Here is a 16,866-nt window from a genome sequence, read left to right as displayed (position 1 = left end):
CGACCATTGCGCGCCAGCGCAATGACGCTGCAGCGCAGCTGCAGCCCGAAGGGCAAGCGGCCGGCAGGCCGCGCAGCAATCCTTCCAGGCGCGCCAAATTCGAAGAGGCCCCATCCCCGGACGGGGCTTTTTCGTATCTGGGTTTCAGGTTTCAGGTTTGAGGAAATGCAATCTAGCTCGTTGCCCCGGGCTTGACCCGGGGTCTTCTCTGACGCTGGCGTCTTCGGGTGTGAGGTCCCGGCTCGGGGGCCGGGACGACGCTTCGCGTCGGTTCGGGGTTCGGGGAGGTGCCATTGGGTGGTAACGTTTGCTGAAAGCCCCTTAAACGTGTTTTTGATGAATCGACCGACTAGAGCCTGCCTGTTCCTTGCCGTGCTTCTCGCGGCCGTTTCCGCGTTCGCCGGCGAGGGCCGTGAGATCGACAGCCCGGCCGGGCCGGGCAGTCTTGCGCCCGCCATCACCGGGCTCAACGCCGAGCGGCTGATCCTGACCTGGCTCGAGCCGGCCGACGATGGGCACGCCCTTAATTTCGCCGTGCTTGACGGGAATGGATTCGGGCCCTCGCGAACAATCGCCAGCGGCGAGGATTGGTTTGCCAACTGGGCCGACACGCCGGGCCTCTTCGTGCTGCCCGGCGGCGACTGGGTAGCGCATTGGTTGGTCAAGTCTGGATCCTCGACCTACGCCTATGATGTCGTTACCGCGCGATCATCCAATGGCGGTGCCACCTGGACCAAACCGGTGTCGCCGCACCGCGACGGCACGCAGACCGAACACGGTTTCGTCAGCTATTTCGCGCAATCCGGTTCGAGTGCCGGCCTGGTCTGGCTGGACGGGCGCCGGATGGCCGCCGAGAGCGATGACGGGGCCATGACCCTGCGTTCGGCCGTACTTTCGGGCAATGGCGGTCTTTCGGATGAGGCTCTCCTCGACGAGCGCGTCTGCGATTGCTGCCAGACGGCTTCGGCGATGACGTCGGCAGGCCCGGTGGTGGTCTACCGCGACCGAAGCGAAGAAGAAATTCGCGATCACTACGTCGTGCGGCGGACGGAAGAAGGCTGGAGCGATCCGCGCCGCCTTCACGCCGACAACTGGCGTATCGGCGGTTGTCCGGTCAACGGCCCGGCGATGGTTGCCGACGGCGAGCGGGTGGCGGTCGCCTGGTTCACCATGCCGGAGGGGAAGCCCCGAGTTCACGTCGCGACTTCCGGCGACAGCGGGCGCAGCTTCGAACTCGCCGATTCCCTCGGCGAGGGCTCGGCGCTGGGTCGTGTGGACCTGGCGCTTTCCGATTCGGGTTTCGTGCTGTCCTGGGTCGACCAGGTGGATCGATCGGGTGAGCTGGTGCTCGTCGGTTACGACTGGGGCGGTAACCCGTTGTGGCGGGAACGAATCGAGGGCATCGATGCCGGTCGCGCCAGCGGCTTCCCGCGCCTCGGAATGTTGGCGGGCTGTCGCCCGGTGGTGGCCTGGACGGGCAGGTTCGACGGGAAGCGACGGGTGCGGGTGCTTCGCCTGTCGCCCGGAAAGGCCTGTCACGGGCGCTCTGCCGGTTGACCGCCTTTCAACGAGTGCGTAACATTGTCCGGCTTGGAGTATCGGGGTGTAGCGCAGCCTGGTAGCGCAACTGCTTTGGGAGCAGTAGGTCACAGGTTCGAATCCTGTCACCCCGACCAGAACGCGTCGCCGGCACGTTGCGGCAAGCGGATTCAGGCGCCCGTAGCTCAACCGGATAGAGCATCGGCCTTCTAAGCCGGCGGCTGCAGGTTCGAGTCCTGCCGGGCGCGCCATCCCGTTCCAGAACGGGTTATAATGCTGGATTGGCGGCCGAGGGTCGCCAACACAATTTGTTCTGTGGTGGGCGTAGCTCAGTTGGTAGAGCACTGGATTGTGGCTCCAGAGGTCGCGGGTTCAATCCCCGTCGCTCACCCCACCCGAGGGCCGTTAGCTCAATTGGTAGAGCAGCTGACTCTTAATCAGTAGGTTCGGGGTTCGAGTCCCTGACGGCCCACCATTTCTGCAGCCGGCCGGGTTCACCGGCCGGCTTCATTCAATACAGACCGACACTTCTAGAAGACACGAACATGCAGGTATCCGTTGAAAAGACCGGCGATCTGGAACGGCGCATGACCGTCCAGGTGCCCGGCGACAGTATTGACAACAAGGTTTCCGGACGACTCAACGAGCTGCGTCGCCAGGTGCGGCTGAAGGGTTTTCGTCCGGGCCGTGTGCCGATGAACATCATCCAGAAGCGCTACGGCGACCAGGTTCGCGACGAGATCCTGCAGGAAGTGATGCAGTCGAGTCTGCAGGAAGCGATCGGCGAGCAGGAAATGCGGGTGGCCGGCGTGACGCGCATCGAGCCCAAGCCGCGCGACGGCGAGGGTGACTTCGAGTTCACGGCCGAGCTGGAAGTGTTCCCGGAGATGCCCGAGATCGAGGTGTCCGATCTGGAGATCGAGCGTCCCGAAGTCGAAATCGCCGAGGAGGACGTCGACGACATGATCGACACCCTGCGCGAGCAGCGCCGGACCTGGCACGAAGTCAGCCGCGCCGCCGAAGAAGGCGATCGGGTTCGCCTGGGCTACGTGGCCGAACTCGACGGCGAGAAGATTCCCGACGTCGGCGAGCACGAGATCGCCCCGGTGATCGGCAAGCTGTCCTCCTTTCCCGAGCTCGAAGAGCTGCTGCGCGGTGCCCAGGTCGGTGACGAGAAGGAAACGGAGCTGACGTTCCCCGAGTCGTACCGTCACGACAGCCTGGCGGGCAAGACCGCGCCGGTGAAGCTGCGGGTCAAGTCCATCGAGGCTTCCGAGATCCCGGAAGTGGATGAAGCCTTTGCCGAGAGCTTCGGGGTCGAGGGTGGCGTCGAGCAATTGCGTGCCGACGTCAAGAAGAACCTGGAGCGAGAGAAGCGCCAGGCGATTACCAACCAGATCAAGCAGGCCGTGACCGACGGCCTGGCGGAACGCTACGGCGACCTGGGTCTGCCGGCCAGTGCCGTCGACCAGGAAATCCGCCAGATGCAGGAACAGATGCAGCAGCAGACCGGCCAGCAGCCGCCGCCGGCCGATCAGTTCCGTGAAGGTGCCGAAAAGCGCGTGCGTCTGGGGCTGCTGCTCGCCGAGGTCGCTCGTCAGCATGACATCTCGATCGATTCCGGCCGCGTGCAGTCCAAGATCGAGGAGATGGCCGAAACCTACGATCAGCCGGAGCAGGTCATCGAACTCTACCGTTCCGAGCCCCGCCTGATGGACCAGGTCGAGAACATGGTGCTCGAGGAACAGGTTATCGACTGGGTCCTTGAAAATGCCAAGGTCAGCAACAAGTCCATGTCATTCAGCGAACTGATGGGTCAGTCATGAACGAGAAAGCCCTCAATCTGGTCCCGATGGTCGTCGAGCAGTCCGCTCGCGGCGAGCGCGCCTACGACATCTACTCCCGGCTCCTCAAGGAGCGGGTGATTTTCATCGTCGGACCGATCGAGGACTACGCGGCCAACCTGATCGTGGCGCAGCTTCTCTACCTCGAGTCGGAGAACCCCGACAAGGACATCAATATCTACATCAATTCGCCGGGCGGCTCCGTGACCGCCGGCATGGCGATCTACGACACCATGCAGTTCGTCAAGCCGGACGTCGCCACCATGTGCATCGGGCAGGCCGCCAGCATGGGCGCGCTTCTGCTCGCCGCCGGGGCGCAGGGCAAGCGCTACGCGCTGCCGCACTCACGGGTCATGATCCACCAGCCCCTGGGCGGCTATCAGGGCCAGGCCTCGGATATCGACATCCATGCCCGCGAGATCCTGAAGATGAAGGACACGCTCAATCGCATTCTGGTCAAGCACACCGGTCAGGACCTGGAGACGATCGAGCGTGACACCGACCGCGACAAGTTCATGTCGGCCGACGACGCCCGGGAATACGGACTGGTCGACGATGTCCTCAGCGACCGCCACTCACAGTAACCGACGGCGTTTTCGGTTAAACTCGGGTTCATTCAGTAGAACCGGGAAGATTTACGGAAGATGAGCGAATCCCCCAGCGACGGCAAGATTCTCTACTGCTCGTTCTGCGGAAAGAGCCAGCACGAGGTGCGCAAGCTGATTGCTGGCCCCAGCGTCTACATCTGCGACGAATGCGTCGAGCTGTGCAACGACATCATTCGTGAAGAGCTCGAGGGCGCCGGCGAGGCCGAGCGGGAGCAGTTGCCGACGCCGCACGAAATCCATGACTTCCTGGACAACTACGTCATCGGGCAGCAGCCCGCCAAGAAGGTGCTGTCGGTCGCGGTCTACAACCACTACAAGCGCCTCGAGTCCTACAAGCACCGCGACGACGTCGAACTGGCCAAGTCGAACATCCTGCTGATCGGCCCGACCGGGTCCGGCAAGACCCTGCTCGCCGAGACCCTGGCGCGCATGCTCAATGTGCCGTTCACCATCGCCGACGCCACGACGCTGACCGAGGCGGGGTACGTCGGCGAGGATGTCGAGAACATCATCCAGAAACTTCTGCAGAAGTGCGACTACGACGTCGAGAAGGCGCAGCAGGGCATCGTCTACATCGACGAAATCGACAAGATTTCGCGCAAGGCCGAGAACCCTTCGATCACCCGTGACGTATCGGGCGAAGGCGTTCAGCAGGCCCTGCTCAAGCTGATCGAGGGCACCATGGCCTCGGTGCCGCCGCAGGGCGGCCGCAAGCACCCGCAGCAGGAGTTCCTGCAGGTCGACACGCGCAATATCCTGTTCATCGTCGGTGGGGCCTTCGCCGGTCTGGACAAGGTGATCCAGGATCGCTCCAAGTCGGCCGGCATCGGCTTCCGCGCCGAGGTGCGAAATCCGGAATCGGAGGACATCTCCAAGATCCTCACCGAGGTCGAACCCGAGGATCTCATCCGCTATGGCCTGATTCCCGAGTTCGTGGGTCGACTGCCGGTGGTGGCCACTCTCACCGAGCTGGACGAAGGCGCCCTGGTGCGTATCCTCACCGAGCCGAAGAACGCGGTGGTCAAGCAGTTCTACAAGCTGTTCGAAATGGACAACTGCGAGCTCGAAGTCCGCGACGACGCGCTGCACGCCATCGCCCGCAAGGCCATGGCGCGAAAGACCGGTGCCCGTGGCCTGCGCACGATCATCGAGAACGTGTTGCTCGACGTGATGTACGACCTGCCTTCGACTGAGAACGTGACCAAGGTCGTCATAGACGAAGCCGTGATCAACGGCGAATCCGCCCCCTATCTCATCTACGAGAACCAGCCCCAGCGCGCCGGCGCTGAGTCCTGATCGGCGGGCGAATCCGCGTGCCGCGTTGCCTCTACCGGGTTGAATCGACCCGGTTCGGGGCCAATATCTGATTCCAGTTCACACCAAGCTCCAGGGGCCGCCCGGTCCGGAGCGCATTCAGAGAGATCAATGGCCGACTACGAAGTCAGCAATCCGAACCAGCCCCGCCAGCCCGTGCCGGTCCTGAGCCTGCGCGACGTGGTGGTTTATCCCCACATGGTCATCCCGCTGTTCGTGGGCCGCGACCGCTCCGTTCGTGCGCTCGAGGAGTGCATGAACATCGACAAGCAGATCCTGCTCGTCACCCAGAAAAATCCCGAAGTGGAAGAGCCCGGCCCGGAAGACCTGTTCGATTGCGGCACCATGGCCACCGTGCTGCAGATGCTCCGCCTGCCCGACGGCACCACCAAGGTGCTGGTGGAAGGGGGGCAGCGAGTGCGTGTCGACGAGCTCGACGACAGTGGCGAGTATCTGGCTGCCCGCTTCACCTCGCTCGAAGGCGAGGAGGCCGAGGATCCCCGTGCCCTGGAAGTCACCACGCGCAGCCTCACGAACCTGTTCGAGCAGTACGTCAAGCTCAGCCGCAAGGTGCCGCCCGAGTTGATGACCACCCTGTCCGGCATCGAGGATCCCAGCCGTCTGGCTGACACCATCGCCGCGCACCTGGCCGTGCGCATCGAGGACAAGCAGCGTGTGCTCGAGATCGCGCCGATCGCCGACCGCATGGAGTTCCTGATGGGGCTGATCGAGGGCGAAATCGACGTCCTCAAGCTGGAAAAGCGCATTCGGGGCCGCGTCAAGAACCAGATGGAAAAGAGCCAGCGCGAGTACTACCTCAACGAACAGATGAAGGCCATCCAGAAGGAACTGGGTGACCTCGACGAGTCGGGCAACGACCTGGGTGATCTCGAGGCCAGGATCGAGAAGTCCGGCATGCCCGCCGAAGCGCTGGAGAAGGCCAAGGGCGAATTCAACAAGCTCAAGATGATGTCGCCGATGTCGGCCGAGGCCACGGTGGTTCGAAACTACCTGGACTGGATGCTGATGCTGCCGTGGAAGAAGCGCAGCAAGATCAGCCACGACATCAAGGGCGCATCCGACATTCTGGAAGCCGATCACTACGGGCTCGAGCGCGTGAAGGAGCGGATCCTCGAGTACCTGGCCGTGCAGAAGCGCGTCAAGAAGCTCAAGGGGCCGATTCTTTGTCTCGTGGGTCCGCCGGGCGTTGGCAAGACCTCGCTGGGCCGCTCCATTGCCCGCGCGACCGGTCGCAAATTCATCCGCATGAGCCTCGGCGGCGTTCGTGACGAAGCCGAGATCCGGGGCCACCGCAGGACCTATATCGGCTCGATGCCGGGGCGGGTATTGCAGAGCCTGAGCAAGGTCGGCACGCGCAACCCGCTGTTCATGCTCGATGAGTTGGACAAGATGTCGATGGATTTCCGCGGTGATCCCTCTTCGGCGCTGCTCGAAGTGCTCGACCCGGAACAGAACAACACCTTCTCCGACCATTACCTGGAAGTCGATTTCGACCTATCGGAAGTGATGTTCGTGGCTACCGCCAACTCGCTGAACATCCCGGCGCCGCTGCTCGATCGCATGGAGATCATCCGGATTCCGGGGTACACGGAAGACGAGAAGCTCAATATCGCCACGCGCTATCTGCTGCCCAAGCAGATCGAACAGCACGGCCTGAAGGAAGGCGAGCTGCACATCAGCGAAGGCGCGATCACCGACATGATCCGGCATTACACCCGCGAGGCCGGCGTACGGAACCTCGAGCGCGAGATCGCCAAGGTCTGCCGCAAGGTGGTCAAGGAGCTGAGCCTCGACGAGAAGCTGGACAAGCGCCACGTGACCGTTCAAAACCTCGACAAGTACCTGGGCGTGCGCCGCTTCCGTTACGGTCGGGCCGAGGAGCAGAACGAGATCGGGCAGGTCACCGGACTGGCCTGGACGGAGGTCGGCGGTGAATTGCTGCAGATCGAGGCGACCGCCGTGCCCGGCAAGGGCAAGCTGACCCACACCGGCCAGCTCGGCGATGTGATGAAGGAATCGGTGCAGGCCGCGCTTTCGGTGGTGCGTTCGCGCGCGTCCGCACTCGGTATCCCGGAAGACTTCTACCAGAACCGGGACCTGCATATCCACGTGCCCGAGGGCGCCACGCCCAAGGACGGACCCAGTGCCGGCATTGCCATGGTCACGGCCCTGGTATCGGTTCTGACGGGTGTTCCCGTTCGCGCCGACGTGGCCATGACCGGCGAGATCACGCTCAGGGGCAAGGTGTTGCCCATTGGCGGACTCAAGGAGAAGCTGCTGGCCGCGCTGCGAGGCGGCATCCGCCTGGTCCTGATTCCCGAAGAGAACAAGAAGGATCTCGACGAGATTCCCGAGCGCATCAAGAAGGATCTCGACATCCGTCCGGTCAAGTGGATCGATGAGGTGCTCGAGCTGGCCCTGGCTGGGTTGCCGCCGGTGGATGAAGCCGGTGAGGGCGACGCTGCTTCGGGCAACCGGGAGTCGAACGCGGGTGTGCGCGCGCACTGATTGAACGGCCAAAAAACACCCCGGGATTGCCGGAAATGCCTGAAAACGGGCATTTCCGGCGATTTTTCTGGCTCATCCTATTGATGAGCGGGGGCGGCTGATATACCATCGTTGGCCAACAGACGGTCGGTTGCTGCCCATGGGGGTCGACTCACGCAGCAGCGCGGGGACTGGCCGCTGCCACCCACAACGAACAGATAATGTCTGGAGCGACAGTAATATGAATAAATCTGAACTGATTGACAGCATCGCTGATGGCGCAAGCCTGTCGAAGGCCGACGCTCAGCGCGCCCTGGATTCCACGATCGAGTCCATCACCAAGGCACTGAAGAAGGGAGACACGGTGTCGCTGGTTGGATTCGGCACGTTCTCGGTCAAGAAGCGTGCGGCTCGCACCGGCCGTAATCCGGCCACCGGTGAGACGATCAAGATCAAGGCGTCGAAAACTCCTGCATTTAAGGCTGGCAAAGGTTTCAAAGACGCGATAAAATAACGGGCTTGTTGCCCGGGGTGCTTAGCTCAGCTGGGAGAGCATCGCCCTTACAAGGCGAGGGTCGGAGGTTCGAGCCCTCCAGCACCCACCAGGATTAGGAGTGGTAGTTCAGTTGGTTAGAATACCGGCCTGTCACGCCGGGGGTCGCGGGTTCGAGTCCCGTCCACTCCGCCACTAATCAGCAGGGCGCCCGATGGGCGCCCTGTTCATTTCTGACAATCGAAACTACAACCGGGGTCATACAAGGATCATGCTTCAGGCCATTCGTGATCGCGTAACCGGGATCGTCGCCATCTTCGTGCTCGGCCTGTTGGCCGTTCCCTTCCTCTTTTTCGGGCTCGACAGCTACATGCGCGGTGTGCCGCAGGACGCGGTCGCCGTTGTCGGGGATGCCGAAATCTCGTCGAGCGAGTTCCAGACCAGTTTCGCGCAGTATCGCCAGCGCCTCCGGCAGCAGCTCGGCGATCGCTACAGCGAACTCGACACCAACCAGCCCGCAGTACGACGCGAGCACCTGGAAGGCATGATCGACCAGTTGCTGCTGCGCCAGTACGCCGAGGATCTCGGTTTGCGCGTGAGCGACCAGGCGCTGGCCCAGGTCATCCGGGACATTCCGGCTTTCCAGATCGAGGGGCAGTTCAACCAGGACGTCTACATGCAGGCCCTGCGCGGGGCGGGGGAAACGCCGCGCAGCTTCGAGCAGACCCTTCGTGAAGACATTCAGACCAGCCTGATTCCGCAGGCCCTGTCCGGCTCGGCGGTAGTGACCGAAACCGAAGTCGACCGCCTGATCAGCCTGCAGCGCCAGACCCGGCAAGTCAGCCTCGTGCAGGTGCCGGCCGCGGAGTTCGAAGATCAGGTCGAAGTCTCCGAGGAGGACGTCGAGGCTTATTACCAGGACAATATCGACAGATTCACGACCGAGGAGCGCGTGCGCCTGGCCTATGTCGAACTCCAGCCCGAGGCGCTCATCGAAGAGGCAGAGCTCAGCGAGGAGGAACTTCGGCAGCGCTACGAGAGCGCGCGTCAGCGCTACCTGACGCCGGAGGCGCGTCGTGCATCCCATATCCTGATCACGTCCGAAGGGGCCGGTGATGCCGAGTCCGCCGAAGCGCTGGCGACGGAATTGCGTGAGCGTATCGCCGAGGGCGAATCTTTCCAGGAACTCGCCGCCGAGTATTCCGACGATCCGGTGTCGGCCGAGCAGGGCGGGGATCTCGGCTGGATCGAGCCGGAAGACATGGTGGCGCCCTTCGAGGAAGCGCTCTACGATCTTGCGGCGGCCGGCGATGTCAGCGATCCCGTGGAGACGCAGTTCGGCTGGCACATCATCCGCCTCGACGAGATTCGTCCGCCGCAGGGCATGAGTTTCGAAGAAGCCCGCCCGGAGATTCTCGAGGAACATCTCCAGCGTCAGCGCGAAGATCTCTACATCGAACTGTCGGAGCGGATGGTCGACCTGGTCTATGCCGACGACAGCAGCCTGGATCCGCTCGCGGAGGAACTCGGCCTTGAGATCAAGGAAACCGACTGGTTTACCCGGGCCGGCGCCGAAAACGGTATTGCTTCCAACGAAGAAGTGGTTCAGGCGGCATTTTCCGACCTGGTGCTACTCGACGAGGCCGTGTCGGATCCCATCGAGATCGACCGCAATCACATGGTGGCGGTCAAGGTGCTCGAACACGAGCCGGCGGAGCCGCGTCCGCTCGAAGAGGTTTCCGACCGCATCCGTCAGCGCCTGGTGACGGAGCGCAGCCGCGAGATGGCCGAGGAGCGCGCTGAGGCCCTGCTCGAGCGCGTTGGCTCGGACGGTTCTACGTTGGAGTCCCTGGCCGAGTCGGAAGGGCTGGATCTCGTCTCCATCGATTCGCTCGGTCGGCGTGATTTCCAGCAGGGACCGGCTTTCCTGCGCGAAGTCTTCCGCCTGCCTGCGCCGGGCGAGGAGCCCACTCTGCATGTCCTGCCCAGGCAGGGCGGGTATGCACTTGTCCGCCTCGAGGGCGTTCGGGCGGGCAATCCGGCCGAAGCGAGCGAAACAGAACGCGACATGATGCGTCGCCAGCTTCGCTCGACCAGAACGCAGGAGGCGCTCGAAGGACTGATCGCGCGGTTGCGCGAAGAAACCGAGATCAGTGTGGTCGAGGATCGGCTCTAGGTCCGGTTCCCACCGTGCATGAACGAAAAAGCCGGGCTCAGCCCGGCTTTTTTGTGGCTCGGTATCCCGCCGGGCGGTCGGCTCAGTCCAGGCCGGCCATCCCGACGGTGCTGTAGCCCCCGTCGACGTAGGTGATTTCGCCGGTGATGCCTGCGGCCAGGTCGGAGCACAGGAATGCTGCGGCGTTGCCGACGTCTTCCTTGGTGACGTTGCGGCGGATCGGCGAGGTTTCCTCGACGTGCTCGAGCATGGAGCGGAGCTTGGACACGCCGGAGGCGGCCAGGGTCTTGATCGGACCGGCCGAAATGCCGTTGACGCGAATGCCGTCCGCGCCCAGGCCGTGGGCCAGATAGCGAACGGATGACTCCAACGAAGCCTTGGCCAGCCCCATGACGTTGTAGCTGGGCATGGCGCGAACGGCACCCAGGTAGCTGAGTGTCAGCAGCGCCGCGTTGCGGTCCTTCATGAGATGACGGCCGGCGCGTGCCAGGGCCGGGAAGCTGTACGCCGAGATGTCGTGGGCGATTCGGAAGCCCTCGCGATCGACCACGTCGGCGAACTCGCCCTCGAGCTGCTCGCGTGGCGCGTAGCCGACCGCATGCACGATGATGTCGAGTGCACCCCATTCCTTCTCGATGGTGTCGAACACGGCTTCGATCTGTTCGTCGCTTGCGACGTCCAGCGGCATCGTGAGGCTCGAGCCGGTCTGGTCGGCGATTTTCTGGACGCGCGACTGCAGCTTCTCGTTCTGGTAGGTGAACGCCAGTTCCGCACCTTCACGATGCATCGCTTCGGCGATTCCCCAGGCGATGGAGCGGGGGCTTGCAACCCCGACGATCAAGGCTTTCTTGCCTTCGAGCATGCCCATGATTCCGTTTTCCTTCTTGTGAGTTCCGGGAGTGGGCAGATTGTAACGGCGCCCATGCTAGAATGACACCAACCGACCGGTCGGTCGGCTCTTGTTCCGTGGAGGAAGCATGCCCGTCAGCGCCAAGCGCAAAGAGGATTCTGCCGGTGGCCGTCAACGCTTGCTCGAGGCCGCGGCCGGCGCGTTTTCGGAGAGCGGTTACGCTGCCTCTTCCATTGCGGCGATCGCGCGTCGCGCCGGCATGAGCAAATCAACGGTGTTCCACCACTTTCCGTCCAAGGAGGCGCTGTACCTGGCGGTGATCGGTGAGGCCGTGGATGATTTCGGTGAACGGCTCGACCGTTACTTTTCCGCGTCCGGCGGTGTCGCCGCTGCGCTGCGGGGCTTTCAGGAAGAGCATCTTCGCCACATGGCCCGCCACCGGCAGGTCGTGCGCCTGATCATGCGAGAACTGCAGGACCCCGCCCTCGACCACCGGCGCCCCCTGATTCTCGAGCTGCTTTCGACCAATTTCACCCGACTGGTCCGCCAGCTCGAGTCGGCCCGCGAAGCCGGTGACATTCGGCGAACGGCGCACTGTCATGTCGCGGCCCTGGCGCTGTTCGCAACCAATGCTTTCCTCTTCCAGCACGCCGGGGAGCTCGCCGGTCTGCCTGGTCTCGGTCTGGTCGAACGGCCCGACGAAATCGCCAAGGCCGTCATCGATCTGATCTACCACGGGCTCGAGCCCGATGCCTCCAACGGAGCTGCAGCATGAAACAGAGATTCGTTTCGATCGTTTTCCTGGGCCTCGTCCTGGCCGCCTGCGGCGAGTCGGAGGAGGGGGGACAGCAGGAGCGCGCCACCCCGGTCACGACCACGGCAGCGGAGGCCAGAGTCGTGGAGCGGGTCGAGCTGTCCGTCGGCCGGCTTCGGGCCAATTCGGCGCCGGCGGTCTCGGCCGAGACGGGCGGGCGCATCCGAGAGGTTCACGTGGATGTGGGCGATACGGTCGAGACCGGCCAGGCGCTGGCCGGCATCGATGCCGAGGTGCAGCAGATCGCCGTCAACTCCGGCCGGGCCGAAATCGCCAGGATCCAGGCACTTCTGGACAATGAGCGGCGTCGCGTGCGCCGACTGAGCGACCTCGCAGACTCACAGTCCATCGCACAGGATCAGCTCGATGAAGCAAGGACGGCGGTCGAGTCGCTCAAGGCGCAGCTGGATGCCGCCCAAGCCAGGCTCGACGATGCCGAGTACAACCTGCGCCAGACCACGATCGCCAGCCCGGTCAGCGGTCGGATCCAGTCTCGATTCATCAGTGTCGGCGACTATGTGACGCCCGGAATGCGCGTCTTCGAACTGGTTTCCGGCCAGGCTCTGCAGGCCTTTCTGCCGCTGCCGGAGCACCTTCAGGGGGAGGTCGAGTTGGGACAGCCGGTTCGTCTGGCGTCTCCCGCGCGTCCCCACGACTGGATCGAGGCGGAAGTGACCGACCTGAGGCCGGTCATCGGCGAGGGCTCGCGTGCAATCGAGCTGATCGTGGCGCTCGACAACCCGGGCGGCTGGCGGGCGGGCGGGTCGGTCACCGGACGGGTGATTCTCGAGCGCCATGAAGGCCTTGTGGTACCGCCGGCGAGCGTGGTCCGCCGGTCGGCAGGAGAGGTCGTCTACGTGGTCGAGGGCGGACGCGCCCAAGCGCGATCGGTTCGAGTGGGCCTGCGTGGCGACGGCTGGGTGGAAATCGCCGAGGGGCTCGATGCCGGTGAAACCGTCGTCGTCGACGGTGCCGGCTTCCTGACCGACGGTGCGCTTCTGGAGGTTCGCGATCGGGGAGCAGGGGCATGACGCTGCCGGAGTTGTCCATCCGGCGGCATGTGCTGGCCTGGATGATCTCGGCCGTCATGGTCCTTTTCGGCCTGATCGGCTTTCGCTCCATCGGCGTTGATCGTTTCCCCGAGATCGAGTTTCCGGTTGTCTCCATCACGACGGTACTGCCGGGCGCCAGCCCGGAGATCGTCGATGCCAGCATCACCAACATCGTCGAGGGCTCGGTCAACAGCGTACCCGGGATCGACTACATCCAGTCCAACTCCTCGCCGGGCGTGTCCAACGTCATCGTCACCTTCAACCTGGCCAAGGATATCGACGTGGCGTTCAACGAGGTTCAGGCCAAGGTCAACCAGGTCGTTCGCGAGTTGCCCGAGGATGCCGATCCGCCGGTCGTCGCCAAGGTCGAGGCCGGTGCCAGCGCCATCATGTGGATTTCCCTTCAGGGCGATCGCACGCTGCAGCAGCTCAACCAGTACGCCGACAACGTCATACGCAAGCGACTCGAAACGATCGACGGTGTGGGTGAAGTCCGCATCGGGGGGCGGCGGGCGCGCACCATTCGGGTGGAGGTGGACCTCGAGCGAATGGCCGCGCTCGGGGTGACGGCGCAGGATATCCGAACGGCCTTCGCCACCGAACACGTTCAGTTTCCGGGCGGCTTCCTGGTGTCCGGATCGACCGAGTCCCTGGTCAAGCTCGACCTCGAGTATCACTCTCCGCAGGCGCTGGAGAACATGGTCGTGCGCCATGTCGACGGTGCGCCCATTCGCATTTCCGACTTTGCCGAGGTGGTCGACGGCCTGGCAGACAATCGTTCCATCGCACGCTTCATGGGGGAGCCCACCGTGGGCCTGGGCATCGTCAAGATTGCCGGCACCAACACCGTGGCCATCGTCGAAGAAGTCCGGCGCAGGCTCGATGAGCAGATCATTCCCCAGCTCCCGCCCGGCATGACCATCAAGATTGCATCCGACGATTCCGAGCTGATCGAGGAGATCGTCCAGGCCCTCGAGGATCATCTGCTTGAAGGGACCCTGCTGGCCGCCCTGGTGGTGTTGTTTTTCCTGCGAACCTGGCGAGGCACCGTGATCATCGCGCTGGCCATTCCGGTTTCGTTGCTGGCGGCCGTCGCGGCAATCTACGCACTGGGCTATACCTTCAACACCATGACTCTGCTTGGATTACTGCTGTTGATCGGCGTGGTCGTCGACGATGCGATCGTGGTGCTGGAAAACATCTACCGATTCCGCGAAGAAGAAACCCCGGATCCGATCGAGGCCGCCATCGGCGGCAGCAACCAGGTCTTCTTCGCGATCATCGCCACCACACTGACCCTGGTTTCGATCTTCGCCTCGGTGATCTTCCTTGGTGGCATCATCGGCCGGTTCTTCGAGTCCTTCGCCGTGACGGTGACCGTGGGCGTGCTGGCCTCGGCCGTGGTGTCGCTGACGCTCACCCCCATGCTCAGTTCCCGCTTTCTGAGGGTGCGTCGCAAGGGTGAGGAGCACGGGCGCCTCTACCACGCCCTGGATCGCTTTTTCGAATCCATGAACGGAGGCTACAAGCGGGCGCTCGGGTGGAGTCTGCACCGTCGCTGGGGCGTGCTGCTCATAGCTACGCTGGTCGTGCTGACCTCAGGCTTTTTCCTCGCCGACATCGACAAGGAGTTCGTGCCGGAAGAAGACGAAGGCCGATTCGTGGTTTCCTTCCGGGCACCCCTCGGGACCGGCATCGAGGCGACCGATCGTTATCTGGGGCGAATCGAGCAGGTACTCGGCGGCCACGAGGAGATCCGAACCTACTTTACCGCGATCGGTCTGGGCGAGGCCGGCGAAGTCAATCGAGGCATCGCGTTTGTTCGCATGGTCGATCGCGCCGAGCGGGACGTCTCGCAGCAGGTCTTCCTGGACGAGCTTAGAGCGGAGCTGGCCGGTATTCCCGGCGTACTGGCCTTTGCCGCACCGCCCTCGATCGTGGGCGGTCAGAGAGGCGATCCCCTGCAATTCGTCATAAACGGACCGGATCTCGAACGCGTCTCCGAACTGGCCGGACGCATGCGCCAGCGGCTCGAAGATATCGAAGGTATGGGGCGGCTCGACCTGGACCTGCAGCTCGATTTGCCCCAGCTCGACATCGAGGTCGACCGCGTGCGGACGGCCGAAGCCGGCCTGAGTTCGGCGGACGTCGCCTTCGCGGTCAACATGCTCGTCGGTGGATACGACATCGCCCGCTACAACGACGAGCCCGGGGACGGGGAGCGCTACGATATCCGGGTCAAGGCCGGTGAAGGCGAGGTAACCCGGCCTGCCGACCTGGGGCGGATCTACCTGCGATCGCCCGAGGGTGCGCTGGTGCGCTTCGATTCGCTGGCCACGGCGCGCGAAACGGTGGGGCCGGCAGTGATCACCCGCTTCGATCTCAACTACTCCGCCGACTTCTACGGCAACCCGGACATACCGCTCGGCGAGGCCGTCAATGCCATCGATGCAGCGGCTGAAGACATCCTGCCGCTGGGTTACCAGGTGGCCTACAAGGCGCAGGCTCGCGAGTTCCAGCAGACTGTCGGCTACGTCCTCTTTGCCTTCGTCCTGGCCGTGGTCCTCGTCTATATCGTGCTCGCGAGCCAGTTCAATTCATTCATCCAGCCCTTGATCGTGATGACCGCCCAGCCCCTTGCCGTCATCGGGGGCGTATTCCTGCTCTGGCTGACCGGCCATTCACTCAATATCTACTCGATGATCGGCATGGTGTTGCTGGTCGGGCTGGTTGCGAAGAACTCCATTCTCCTCGTCGACCTGGCCAATCAGTATCGTGAGCGGGGTCAGGATGTGGATGAAGCCTTGCGCAATGCTTGCCCGGTTCGACTCAGGCCGGTCCTGATGACGTCGTTCACGGTGATCCTGGCCCTGCTACCACCCGCGCTCGGCCTGGGTGCCGGTGCCGATACCAACGGACCGCTCGCGGTCGCGGTCATCGGGGGTATGCTGAGCTCGACCTTGCTGACCCTGGTCGTCGTACCGGCTGCCTATTCGCTGGTCGAAGGCCGGCTCGGGCGGCGACGATCGACAACAGACATTTCGACGGAGTCCTGACATGCAGTGGATCGCGATTTCCGGCAGCCTCCGGAAAGATTCCTTCAACACGCGACTGGCGCACCTGATTGCCGATCGCGCATCGCCGGAAGTCAGTGTCAGTGTGCAAACGCTTCACGGCATCCCGCTCTACGATGGGGACCTGGAGGCGTCGAGCGGCATACCCGCCGCGGTCGAGTCCCTGCGGTCGCACATCAAGGCCGCCGACGGGCTGATCATCGTCACCCCGGAGTACAACGCGTCGATGCCGGGGGTGCTGAAGAATGCGCTCGATTGGTTGACGCGACCCGGCGACGAAATGAAGCCGACGTTCGGCGGTCGGCCGACCGGGCTCGTCGGCGCGACGCCCGGCGCTTGGGGGACGGCCTTCGCCCAGGCGGGTGCCTTGATCAACCTCCGTCAGCTGGGCTGCCACTTGCATCCCGGCTATCTCCGGGTTTCCCGCGCCGGCGACCTGTTCGGTGACGGCGGTTCGGTCGAACAGAAACTGGCAAGTCAGGTCGATCGCTGGATCGAGAGCTTCAGGGCCTTCACCGGATAGGTCGCAAGGCGTTTCGGGTCGCCTGCAGCGACGGAGCGCTTGGCGTATGATGCCCGCGCCCCGGAAAAATC

General features: G+C 63.6%; 12 protein-coding genes and 6 tRNA genes. 17 read left to right on the top strand and 1 reads right to left on the bottom strand.

The genetic code is table 11. From position 1 onward, the window contains the following. Positions 1–336 precede the first annotated feature (336 nt). The 13 genes from DZC52_RS13720 to DZC52_RS13660 all read left to right on the top strand — a co-directional run bounded on the left by DZC52_RS13720 (position 337) and on the right by DZC52_RS13660 (position 10,482). Positions 337–1,557 (top strand): hypothetical protein, encoded by a 1,221-nt coding sequence (locus DZC52_RS13720; RefSeq protein ID WP_147307710.1) that lies wholly within the window; start codon positions 337–339, stop codon positions 1,555–1,557. A gap of 42 nt (positions 1,558–1,599) precedes the next feature. Then, a tRNA-Pro gene (locus tag DZC52_RS13715) sits at positions 1,600–1,676 on the top strand. A 37-nt stretch (positions 1,677–1,713) separates the two neighbouring features. Next, a tRNA-Arg gene (locus DZC52_RS13710) sits at positions 1,714–1,790 on the top strand. A gap of 67 nt (positions 1,791–1,857) precedes the next feature. Further along, positions 1,858–1,933 (top strand) — tRNA-His (locus DZC52_RS13705). A 5-nt stretch (positions 1,934–1,938) separates the two neighbouring features. Beyond that, positions 1,939–2,014: transfer RNA gene (locus DZC52_RS13700), tRNA-Lys, on the top strand. 70 nt (positions 2,015–2,084) lie between these two features. Then, positions 2,085–3,365, top strand: coding sequence for a trigger factor (gene tig, locus DZC52_RS13695; RefSeq protein ID WP_116651714.1), 1,281 nt, complete (start codon positions 2,085–2,087; stop codon positions 3,363–3,365). Beyond that, positions 3,362–3,967: an ATP-dependent Clp endopeptidase proteolytic subunit ClpP gene (gene clpP, locus DZC52_RS13690; RefSeq protein WP_116651713.1), complete on the top strand. Its 606-nt coding sequence runs from the start codon at positions 3,362–3,364 to the stop codon at positions 3,965–3,967. The genes tig and clpP overlap by 4 nt, the downstream gene beginning before the upstream one ends. 60 nt (positions 3,968–4,027) lie before the next feature. Then, positions 4,028–5,287, top strand: a complete 1,260-nt coding sequence (gene clpX / locus DZC52_RS13685) for an ATP-dependent Clp protease ATP-binding subunit ClpX (RefSeq protein ID WP_116651712.1) — start codon at positions 4,028–4,030, stop codon at positions 5,285–5,287. 129 nt (positions 5,288–5,416) lie between these two features. Next, positions 5,417–7,834 (top strand): endopeptidase La, encoded by a 2,418-nt coding sequence (lon, locus tag DZC52_RS13680; protein ID WP_116651711.1) that lies wholly within the window; start codon positions 5,417–5,419, stop codon positions 7,832–7,834. Positions 7,835–7,973: 139 nt separating this feature from the next. Beyond that, positions 7,974–8,327 (top strand): HU family DNA-binding protein, encoded by a 354-nt coding sequence (locus tag DZC52_RS13675; protein WP_220338392.1) that lies wholly within the window; start codon positions 7,974–7,976, stop codon positions 8,325–8,327. A 15-nt stretch (positions 8,328–8,342) separates the two neighbouring features. Beyond that, a tRNA-Val gene (locus tag DZC52_RS13670) sits at positions 8,343–8,418 on the top strand. A 6-nt stretch (positions 8,419–8,424) separates the two neighbouring features. Continuing rightward, positions 8,425–8,501, top strand: a tRNA-Asp gene (locus tag DZC52_RS13665). 76 nt (positions 8,502–8,577) lie between these two features. After that, the gene (locus DZC52_RS13660; protein WP_181918959.1) at positions 8,578–10,482 is read left to right on the top strand and encodes a SurA N-terminal domain-containing protein; all 1,905 of its coding nucleotides are present in this window, start codon (positions 8,578–8,580) and stop codon (positions 10,480–10,482) included. A gap of 82 nt (positions 10,483–10,564) precedes the next feature. Here DZC52_RS13660 and DZC52_RS13655 read toward each other — a convergent pair whose 3' ends face one another. After that, positions 10,565–11,350 carry an enoyl-ACP reductase FabI gene (locus DZC52_RS13655; RefSeq protein ID WP_116651708.1) on the bottom strand — a complete coding sequence of 262 codons (786 nt, stop codon included), beginning with the start codon at positions 11,348–11,350 and terminating at the stop codon, positions 10,565–10,567. 109 nt (positions 11,351–11,459) lie between these two features. On the opposite strand from DZC52_RS13655, the gene DZC52_RS13650 reads away from it, so the two are divergent. From DZC52_RS13650 to DZC52_RS13635, 4 genes are read left to right on the top strand one after another with little or no spacing between them, the layout of a single operon-like run. Next, a complete protein-coding gene (locus DZC52_RS13650) occupies positions 11,460–12,107 on the top strand; it encodes a TetR/AcrR family transcriptional regulator (RefSeq protein WP_116651707.1) in 648 nt (215 codons plus the stop codon). After that, positions 12,104–13,177 (top strand): efflux RND transporter periplasmic adaptor subunit, encoded by a 1,074-nt coding sequence (locus tag DZC52_RS13645; RefSeq protein WP_116651706.1) that lies wholly within the window; start codon positions 12,104–12,106, stop codon positions 13,175–13,177. The genes DZC52_RS13650 and DZC52_RS13645 overlap by 4 nt, the downstream gene beginning before the upstream one ends. Continuing rightward, positions 13,174–16,254 (top strand): efflux RND transporter permease subunit, encoded by a 3,081-nt coding sequence (locus tag DZC52_RS13640; protein ID WP_116651705.1) that lies wholly within the window; start codon positions 13,174–13,176, stop codon positions 16,252–16,254. Before DZC52_RS13645 ends, DZC52_RS13640 begins: the two co-directional genes overlap by 4 nt. A gap of 1 nt (position 16,255) precedes the next feature. After that, a complete protein-coding gene (locus DZC52_RS13635) occupies positions 16,256–16,795 on the top strand; it encodes an NADPH-dependent FMN reductase (RefSeq protein ID WP_116651704.1) in 540 nt (179 codons plus the stop codon). Positions 16,796–16,866: the final 71 nt, after the last annotated feature.

This window comes from Wenzhouxiangella sediminis (assembly GCF_003410055.1).
GTDB classification, from domain to species: Bacteria; Pseudomonadota; Gammaproteobacteria; order Xanthomonadales; family Wenzhouxiangellaceae; genus Wenzhouxiangella; species Wenzhouxiangella sediminis.
The sequence above is the reverse complement of the archived record's forward strand: the minus strand, read 5'-3'. Positions and strand labels throughout refer to the sequence as shown.

What these genes read in the sequence shown, in the direction of transcription:
- DZC52_RS13720 (WP_147307710.1), top strand. Translation starts at nt 337, where the DNA reads ATGAATCGACCGACTAGAGCCTGCCTGTTCCTTGCCGTGCTTCTCGCG.
- DZC52_RS13660 (WP_181918959.1), top strand. Translation starts at nt 8,578, where the DNA reads ATGCTTCAGGCCATTCGTGATCGCGTAACCGGGATCGTCGCCATCTTC.
- tig (WP_116651714.1), top strand. Translation starts at nt 2,085, where the DNA reads ATGCAGGTATCCGTTGAAAAGACCGGCGATCTGGAACGGCGCATGACC.
- DZC52_RS13645 (WP_116651706.1), top strand. Translation starts at nt 12,104, where the DNA reads ATGAAACAGAGATTCGTTTCGATCGTTTTCCTGGGCCTCGTCCTGGCC.
- DZC52_RS13650 (WP_116651707.1), top strand. Translation starts at nt 11,460, where the DNA reads ATGCCCGTCAGCGCCAAGCGCAAAGAGGATTCTGCCGGTGGCCGTCAA.
- clpP (WP_116651713.1), top strand. Translation starts at nt 3,362, where the DNA reads ATGAACGAGAAAGCCCTCAATCTGGTCCCGATGGTCGTCGAGCAGTCC.
- DZC52_RS13655 (WP_116651708.1), bottom strand. Translation starts at nt 11,350, where the DNA reads ATGGGCATGCTCGAAGGCAAGAAAGCCTTGATCGTCGGGGTTGCAAGC.
- lon (WP_116651711.1), top strand. Translation starts at nt 5,417, where the DNA reads ATGGCCGACTACGAAGTCAGCAATCCGAACCAGCCCCGCCAGCCCGTG.
- DZC52_RS13640 (WP_116651705.1), top strand. Translation starts at nt 13,174, where the DNA reads ATGACGCTGCCGGAGTTGTCCATCCGGCGGCATGTGCTGGCCTGGATG.
- DZC52_RS13675 (WP_220338392.1), top strand. Translation starts at nt 7,974, where the DNA reads ATGGGGGTCGACTCACGCAGCAGCGCGGGGACTGGCCGCTGCCACCCA.
- DZC52_RS13635 (WP_116651704.1), top strand. Translation starts at nt 16,256, where the DNA reads ATGCAGTGGATCGCGATTTCCGGCAGCCTCCGGAAAGATTCCTTCAAC.
- clpX (WP_116651712.1), top strand. Translation starts at nt 4,028, where the DNA reads ATGAGCGAATCCCCCAGCGACGGCAAGATTCTCTACTGCTCGTTCTGC.